The sequence below is a fragment of the Campylobacter sp. W0066.1 genome (genome assembly GCF_024723635.1).
In the GTDB taxonomy this organism is placed as follows: domain Bacteria; phylum Campylobacterota; class Campylobacteria; order Campylobacterales; family Campylobacteraceae; genus Campylobacter_D; species Campylobacter_D lari_C.
On sequence record NZ_JANQCW010000025.1, the window covers coordinates 1 to 8,488 of the forward strand.

10 protein-coding genes are annotated in these 8,488 nt (G+C 26.6%); 6 read left to right on the forward strand and 4 right to left on the reverse strand.

Going from position 1 to position 8,488, the window contains the following annotated elements:
• Both CAMP18497_RS07835 and CAMP18497_RS07840 read right to left on the reverse strand, forming a co-directional pair.
• Positions 1–167: DUF2920 family protein (locus CAMP18497_RS07835; RefSeq protein WP_337213651.1), on the reverse strand; the 167-nt coding region annotated here is incomplete at its 3' end.
• Positions 139–789, reverse strand: a complete 651-nt coding sequence (locus CAMP18497_RS07840) for a DUF2920 family protein (RefSeq protein ID WP_337213637.1) — start codon at positions 787–789, stop codon at positions 139–141. The genes CAMP18497_RS07840 and CAMP18497_RS07835, both read right to left, overlap by 29 nt.
• Before the next feature lie 58 nt (positions 790–847).
• Between CAMP18497_RS07840 and CAMP18497_RS07845 the strand changes: the two genes are divergently transcribed.
• The 6 genes from CAMP18497_RS07845 to CAMP18497_RS07870 all read left to right on the forward strand — a co-directional run bounded on the left by CAMP18497_RS07845 (position 848) and on the right by CAMP18497_RS07870 (position 6,477).
• Entirely contained in the window at positions 848–2,344 is a 1,497-nt protein-coding gene (locus CAMP18497_RS07845; RefSeq protein ID WP_337213639.1) for an amino acid adenylation domain-containing protein, read from the forward strand.
• A 20-nt stretch (positions 2,345–2,364) separates the two neighbouring features.
• Entirely contained in the window at positions 2,365–2,895 is a 531-nt protein-coding gene (locus tag CAMP18497_RS07850) for an adenylyl-sulfate kinase (RefSeq protein WP_337213641.1), read from the forward strand.
• Positions 2,882–3,940: a sulfate adenylyltransferase gene (locus CAMP18497_RS07855; RefSeq protein WP_337213643.1), complete on the forward strand. Its 1,059-nt coding sequence runs from the start codon at positions 2,882–2,884 to the stop codon at positions 3,938–3,940. The genes CAMP18497_RS07850 and CAMP18497_RS07855 overlap by 14 nt, the downstream gene beginning before the upstream one ends.
• A gap of 1 nt (position 3,941) precedes the next feature.
• Positions 3,942–4,901: a pyruvate kinase gene (locus tag CAMP18497_RS07860; RefSeq protein WP_263692698.1), complete on the forward strand. Its 960-nt coding sequence runs from the start codon at positions 3,942–3,944 to the stop codon at positions 4,899–4,901.
• 10 nt (positions 4,902–4,911) lie between these two features.
• Positions 4,912–6,165, forward strand: a complete 1,254-nt coding sequence (locus CAMP18497_RS07865; protein WP_337213646.1) for a cation:proton antiporter — start codon at positions 4,912–4,914, stop codon at positions 6,163–6,165.
• Between the two features lie 108 nt (positions 6,166–6,273).
• On the forward strand, positions 6,274–6,477 hold the full coding sequence (locus tag CAMP18497_RS07870) for an acyl carrier protein (RefSeq protein ID WP_442867801.1): 204 nt from the start codon (positions 6,274–6,276) through the stop codon (positions 6,475–6,477).
• Here CAMP18497_RS07870 and CAMP18497_RS07875 read toward each other — a convergent pair.
• Positions 6,470–7,681 carry a DUF2920 family protein gene (locus tag CAMP18497_RS07875; RefSeq protein WP_337213648.1) on the reverse strand — a complete coding sequence of 404 codons (1,212 nt, stop codon included), beginning with the start codon at positions 7,679–7,681 and terminating at the stop codon, positions 6,470–6,472. The two genes, CAMP18497_RS07870 and CAMP18497_RS07875, sit on opposite strands and share 8 nt — an antisense overlap.
• Before the next feature lie 8 nt (positions 7,682–7,689).
• On the reverse strand, positions 7,690–8,439 hold the full coding sequence (locus CAMP18497_RS07880) for a hypothetical protein (protein WP_263678129.1): 750 nt from the start codon (positions 8,437–8,439) through the stop codon (positions 7,690–7,692).
• Between the last annotated feature and the right edge of the window lie 49 nt (positions 8,440–8,488).

Here is an 8,488-nt window from a genome sequence, read left to right on the forward strand (position 1 = left end):
TAACCATAAAGCTTTATATGATTGAAGGTATTTGGTGTTAAAAAATTATAATATTTAGTATAATCAATTTCTTTTCCAAAACCTATAACCCTCCATAAATTAGTAAGACTAACATGAGAAGAATTATCAATCACAACATCAACAAGCCAAGGAGCTATTTTTTGCACATAAATTTGCTAAATATCCTCCATGCGAGGATCCGATTAAAATATACTTTATACCCCCCCCCATAGCTTTAAAAGGAGAACTTTTTCTAATATATAAAAGAGCATTTAGTATATCTATTGCTTGCATAATACCAAAATTTTGATATTCATTTTTGGTAGGTTGAAGAGTTATACTTAATTTTAAAATATACGAAACATCTAATATCCATTTTGATTTTAAAATAGAAATTTGATCATCTATAGATTCTAAACAATGATTAATTTTTTCAAAAGTATCAATACGATTAATATTAAAAGGTGGAATAATACTTATAGCTTTTAAACTAGTGTCTAAAATAAGCTTGTCGATATCATCTAAATAATATGTTGCTCCAGTTTGAGGACGATTTCCTATACAATGATAATTTACATTTAAAACTGCTACATTATAATTTCTAGCACAATAATCACTTATATATAAATCATCTTTTATATCTCCGCCAATACCATTTATAACACAAACAATCGCCTCTATTTCTTTGCTATCATCATAAGTTAATTTAAATTCTAATTTACTTTCTCTTTTTATATTTAATTCTACATCATCACAAGAGTCTATGAAATAGGTTTGATTTGTGAGCATATTTTTCTTTCTTAGCTATAATTTATGTTATTATAACCAAAATTTTTTAAGGAAGCTCATGACAACCCACATCAATGATTTTTTACTAGAAAGTGTTGCTAAATTTGGAAGCAAAAATGCTTTTGTTGAGTTTAATGGTAAAAGTATAAGCTATAAAAAATTTAATGATTTAAGTAAAAAAATAGCAAGTAAAATTCTTTCTAAACTTCCTATTAAAAGTACACAAGATCCTGTATTAATCATACTTCCTAAAGGGATTGATTGTTTGCTTTCTTTTTTTGGTGTAGCAAAAAGTGGAAATTTTTATACACTTTTAGATGAAAAAAGCCCTAAAGAGCGTGTAGAAAAAGTTATAGAAGTTTTAAAACCAAAGCTTTTAATTACTTCTAAAAAATTAAATTTAGATTTTAATCTTAATACTATCTTCACAGAAGATTTTGAAAGCTTTGTTATAAATGAAAATGCTTTAGAAAAAGCTTTAAATAATCACATAGATACTAATTTACTTTATGTCTTTTTTACAAGCGGAAGCACAGGAACTCCAAAAGGAGTAAGTATAAGCCATAAAAGTGTGATTGATTATACTTTTTGGGTATGTGAGACTTTTAAACTAAATCATGAAGATATACTTGCTAATCAAGCACCATTTTACTTTGATAATAGCATATTAGATATATTTAGCTCTGTTAAAATAGGAGCTACACTTCATATACTGCCAAATCATCTTTTTGCCTTTCCAAATAAAATTTTGGAGTATCTAGAACAAGAAAAAATAACAACAATTTTTTGGGTACCTTCAGTGCTGATTTATTTTGCTAATACTAATGCGGTAGATAGCACCAAATTAAAAAATTTAAATAAAATTCTTTTTTGTGGCGAAATCATGCCAAATAAACAACTCAACATTTGGCGCAAATACCTTCCTAATGCTTTATTTGCTAATCTTTATGGACCTACTGAAATTACCGATGTATGCTCTTTTTATATAATTGATAGGCAATTTAGCGATGATGAGCTTTTACCTATAGGAAAAGCATGTAAAAATACCCAACTTTTAGTCTTTGATGAAAATTTAAATTTAATTACTCCAAGTCAAATAGGAATTAAAGGCGAGCTTTATGTAAGAGGAACTTGTCTTTCTTTAGGGTATTACAACGATAAAGAAAAAACAAAGCAAGCTTTTATGCAAAATCCTTTGCATGATAATTACCTAGACTTGCTTTATAAAACAGGTGATGTGGTAGCTTATAATGAATTTGGCGAGCTTTTATGCTATGGAAGAATAGATCATCAAATCAAATATATGGGACATAGGATAGAACTTGGAGAGATAGAAAGCATTATAAATTCTCATGAGAATGTAAGAAATTGTGCTTGTATTTTTAAAGAAGAAATTATTTGTTTTTATGAAAGCAAGGAAGAGTTAGATTTTAAAAACTTTTTAAAAGACAAACTCCCTGCTTACATGACACCTAAGAAATTTGTTAAAATAGAACAATTTGCTTTAAATGCAAATGGGAAGATTGATAGGAAGGTTTTAAAGATAATCAAATAAAAAGTATTTAAGGAAGTCAAATGAACACAACTTTTCCAGTTATCACTTTAACAGGTCTTGCAGGGAGTGGTAAAAGCACAATAGGAAAAGCTTTATATAATACACTCAAACAAGATTATGCTAATATTATTTATCTTGATGGCGATGAATTTAGAGATATTTTAGGAGCATACGATTATGATAAGCAAAGTCGTATTAACTTGGCTATCAAGCGATCTAAATTTGCTAATTTTTTAAATGATCAAGGCATGATAGTTATCATCACCACAATATCTATGTTTAATGAAATTTATAAATACAATAGGCAAATTTTTCAAAATTATATTGAAGTTTATATTAAATGCAATATGGAGGAATTAATAAAGCGAGATCAAAAAGGTCTTTATACTAAAGCAATAAATAAAGAAACACAAAATGTAGTTGGCATTGATATTAGTTTTGACCAACCTCAAGCTAACTTGACTATTGACAACTCTTCTCAAGATAAAATAAAAGAAAAAGTACAAATGATCATTAAAATCTTAAAAGAAAATAACAATGATAACCATTAACCATGAAAATTTTTTAGACCTTAAATATCTTGCATCGAAAATTTTTGATCCCTTAGAAGGTTTTATGAACTATGAAGATTTTAAAAATGTAGTTTATGATATGAAACTCACAAATGGTTCAATTTGGACTTTACCTATAACATTAGAGGTGGAAAATTTAAATTCTTACACTGTAGGTAGTATAAGAGATTTGTATTATAAAAACGAATTAATAGGAAATATACACATAGAAGATAAATTTCAGGTGCAAGATAAAGATTTGTTTGAAATTTATCAAACCAAAGATCTAAATCATCCTGGTATAAAAAAAGAAAAATCAAAATCTTCCTTCAAAATTGCAGGAAAAATACAACTTAAAGAAGAATTTTATCAAGATAGCTTATATAAAAATATATTGCAAGATATTTTTAGTAAAAAAAATAAAGAAGTAAAAACCATTGCAGGTTTTCAAACAAGAAATGCTATACATAAAGCTCATGAGCATTTACAAAAAATCGCTTTAGAACTTTGCGATGCTTTGTTTATTAATCCTTTAATCGGATGGAAAAAAGAAGGTGATTTTACCCAAGAAGCGGTTATGAGTGCATATAAAATAATGTTTGAAGAGTTTTATCCAAAAAATAGAGTATTTATACAAGGTTTAGAAACTAATATGCGTTATGCTGGTCCCAAAGAAGCTATTTTTCATGCAATAGTTCGCAAAAATGCAGGATGTACTCATTTTATTATAGGTAGAGATCATGCAGGAGTGGGTGATTATTATGGAGTATATGAAGCACACAAACTTGCAAAAGAGCTAAACTCTGCAAATGAGCTTGGTATAGAACTATTGCTTTTAAAAGAACCATATTTTTGTTCCAAATGTCAGGAAATAGTTAGTGAAAAAGTATGTTCGCACAAAGATACTCATAAAATTTCTATTAGTGGTACTAAAATTAGAAAAGCTTTAATTTCAGGAGAAATTCCAGATGAAAGATTTATGAGAAAAGAAGTTGCCCAAACTCTCATAAATCTTGGAGTAAATAATATTTTTATAAAGGATTAAAATGCAAAAATATATATTAACAGTAGGTCCAAGCTTAGGTAATAAATTTAAAATTAATGAAATTCATCAAGATAATTTTATTTATAGAATAAATGGAGCTCATGGTAATTTAGAAGATATAAAAAATACTATTTTTAATATAAGAAATCAAAACAAATCTGCCAAAATTTTAATTGATCTTCCTGGCAATAAGATAAGAACTGCTAATATCAATGAGCCTATACAAGTTTCCAAAGATCAAGATTTTACTTTAAAAACCACACAATTTAACTTTAAAGATTTTTATAAACTAATTCAACCAGGTATGCAAGTATATGCTAATGATAGCGTGTTTTTGTTTATTGTTAAGTCTGTTAGTAATGAAGAAATAGTATTTACTTCTAAAAGCGATGGATTATTATTAAACAATAAAGGTATGCATATAAGAAATCTCCATACAAATATTCCATTTTTATTTGAAAAAGATATGGAATTGATTAAATTGTGTAATGAGTTTAAAATTGACTATCTTGGAGCTTCTTTTGTAAGAAAAGCTCAAGATATAAAAGAGTTAAAACAATCATTAAATTCAGACACCAAGATCATCTCAAAAATAGAAACCTTAGAAGCAGTAAATAATCTATATGAAATTTTACATGAAGTTGATTTTATACTAATAGATAGAGGAGATTTATCTACAGAAATTGGTATCGAAAAAATTCCTAGATTTCAAAATTATATTATTCAAATGGCTAATCATAATGGTGTAAGAGTATTTTTAGCAACTCAAATTCTTAAAAATATGGAAGAAAAACCTATACCTACTATAGCAGAAATCGATGATTTATATAATATATCAAAAAGTGGTGTTTATGGAATTCAATTATCTGAAGAAACAGCTGTTGGGAAATATGTGCAAGAATGTATAAAAATCTTGAATTTAATGAAAAATGAGATTAACTTTGAAAAGATAATGCTATAAAAGGAAATATGTGAAATTTGAATCTTTAAGTCCTGATAATCTTACTGCTATATTTTTATCTTTAGGTGTTTTACTTTTATCAGCTTTTGTTTTTGGTAAAATTTTTACCTTTTTAAAAGCACCTAAGGTTATTGGGGAGATTACAGGAGGGTTTATATTAGGAGCTAGCGGGCTTTATATTATAACACCTGAATTTGTTACACATATATTTTTAAATTTTCAAGAGCAAGGAAAAATTTTAAGTACTTTTTATCAATTAGGCCTTATATTTTTAATGTTTATTGCAGGTTTTAACACACAAATTAATTTTGAAAAACAAAACATTAAAATCATTTCTACTTTATTTTTCGGAGCAACCTTTATACCTATTGCTTTAGGCTATTTTTTTATTGATTATTTCAAAGATAGTTTTATTGGAGAAAAAGGAAGTGATTTATCTTTTAGTTTGGTTTTTTTAATAGCCATAGCAGTTACTTCAATTCCTGTTATCTCAAAGATTTTTTTTGATATAGGCATCATAAAAACAAGATTTGCTAGTATAGTTTTAACTACCTCCACCATACAAGATTTATTTTTGTGGATTTTACTCAATGTCGCTATTAATGCCTCAACAAGCAATTCTTTTTCAATTGAAAATAACTTATGGACGGCTTTTATTACTATTATTCTTTTTATCCTTGTAAAAGTTTTAGCAAATATTGTTAGCAAAATTCATTTTCATTTTGAATCTATAGACTTTTTTACGCTTTCTTTTGTACTATTATTTTTAGCTATTGCGTTGTTAAATATTGTTCATATTAATCCCATGTATACTTCCTTTTTAGTGGGATTTTTAATCAAAAATACACTACAAAACAATCATGAGTTAAAAGAAAAAATTACTAGTATATCTGATTTTTCTTTTTCTTGTTTTATTCCGATATATTTTGCACTAATTGGAATACAGCTAAATGTTATTCATGAATTTTCATTTATTATGTTTGTTATGTTTTGCTTATTAGCTTGCGTTTTTGAGTTTTTAGGATGTTATTTATCTCTTTTAACTTTGAAAATTTCTAATTTATCAAGAGTTAATTTTGCTATCACCATGAATGCAAGAGGAGGTCCTGGCATTGTTTTAGCTAGCGTTGCTTTTTATTATCAAATTATCAATACTAGCTTTTTTACAACTTTGATACTTACCACTTTATTCTCTTCAATGTTAGCTGGATATTGGCTAAGATATCAAAAAAATAAAAATAGTGAAGTATTTTATAAGTTTTGATATAATTGTTTTTATTAAAAACCTTATAACTTTGTTTTTATAAAAATTTAGATATCATAATAAATAAAAAGGATAAAAATGAAAATTGATTTTAGTGATATACAGAATATGTTTAATGCAATTAATAGAAGTGATATAAATGAAAATAGTCGTAATTTAGTAGATGATGATATTATTGATAGCATGGATATGATGAAATTAATACTTGAAATAGAAAAATTTATTGGAAAAAATTTAGACGCTAAATATATTACTCCAGATAATTTCGAAGATTTTTCTGCAATTAAAAATATGCTTGAGGAAGTTATATAATCTCAAGCACAAATTTATCGCCCTTATCTTTAAAAGTAAAAACTTTATCCTTACAAGGATAACTTATACTATCCTCTCGCATAGTGAATTTTTTATCCTTAAATTTTTCAAGCATTTTTGGTAATTCTTTACCAAATAGAGCTTTATCAGTAATTCCACCTCCATGCGTAAGTCTTTTTACAAATCTACCATCTATATCCTTTTCATCTATCAAGTGAAAATTTACATCATAACCCAAAGTTTTCAGAATTTGCATATATTGAACTTTAAACTCATGAGCAGTCAATGGATCTTCTGAACTATGATAACTTGTGTATATTATATTTTTATTTTTTTGAGCTTGTAAAATCAAATGTGTTTGATTTAATAAAGTTCTTATTTCATAATTTTCATCTTTAAAACAGTATGGCGAATTTTTATTGGCATTCCAATATGTTTTTATAAAACAACCTACTAAAAAATTTTTAGAATTAATAAATGCATCAGGATGGTCTAAATCTTTTCCTATGATATAACCCAAAAGCAATATTGCTTCACCCGAATTATCTATCACTCCATCAACATACCAAGGAGCAATTTTAGTCAATAATAAAGAAAGATAACCTCCATAAGATCTTCCTCCATAAATTTTTGGTAATTTTCCAAAATTAGGATATTTTTTACATAAATCTTTTAAAGCATTAATGCAGTCAATTGCTGCCATAATACCATAATTTTGATATTCATTATTAGTTGGTAACATGGTAGAAGTTATAAATAACCTATAATCATCAGCTAAAATCCCTTTCAACTTATAAGTATCAATAGTAGACTCCAATGACGCAAGATATTCTTTCATATTCCAAGTACTGAGTCTATTTGTGTTAAAGTTCATCTTCTCTAGAGATTTTTTCAATTGATTCACATTGTACTCATCATACGAAAATTGCGCGCTGTATCTTTTATCTTTATCATTTATCCTACAACCATAACAATGATATAAAACACTCACAACTACTACTTCAAATTTCTTAGCTATAAATTGTCTATCAAAATCAATAATTGACAAATCAACATTGGCACCATATCCACCTATCATAAAAACAACAGCTTTCATCTCTTTGTCATCATCATAGGTAATTCTATATTCTAATTTACTTTCTCTTTTTATGTTTAATTCTACATCATCACAAGAGTCTATGAAATAAGTTTCATTTTTGAGCATAATTTTCTCTAATCATTAAAATAATTTGTAAATTGATCTTGATATAGTAACTCTAGATTATCATATATATCTTGAATTTTATCAATAAATTTTTCATTTCTATATGCTTGCATAGTCATAGAATTAATTTCTTGAAAAGCAAAAAAATCAAATTTTTCTTCATGTGTTAATTCTTCAAGATAAATTACTTTTCCATAATGATCATAAGTATATTGTTTAAGAGTTTCTTCTATCACTTCAAGTACCTTAAATACAAATATCATTATAGGTTCCTTTCTTAATACCTGTGTGCTTTGCTCAAACTCTCTTAAAAACTCATCATTTTTTCTATGAGTTATGGTGCAATAGTGCTTTTTGGCATCTTTATAAAAAATATCAAACAATGCACAAGGTTTAACCCCTAAAAAATTTCCCTCATAATCAACCTGAGGATAATAAGGGTAAAGTTTACATATCAAAGGTCTAAGGCTGTGAGGATCACAAAGTCCATTTAAATCACATTTTGCAAAATAAGCATTAATTTTCTTTCCATTTTTTAAAGTAAAGGTATTGACTTTTCCATTTTCTAAATATGTATTACCAGCTTGTTTTAGCGAAAGATATTCAACTTCAAGCATGGGCAATATCACCGCACTAGATTTATTAAATTTAAAATATTGTGCGTGAATATTATGACAACATCCTCCATTACATGTTTTATAGCATTGTGGTGCAAAAATAAATTCTTTATCTTGCAATGAGTTAAAAAAATTTTTCATTTATTTCCTTTCTTATGTATTCTAGCTTAATTTTTGTACATCAAGTAAT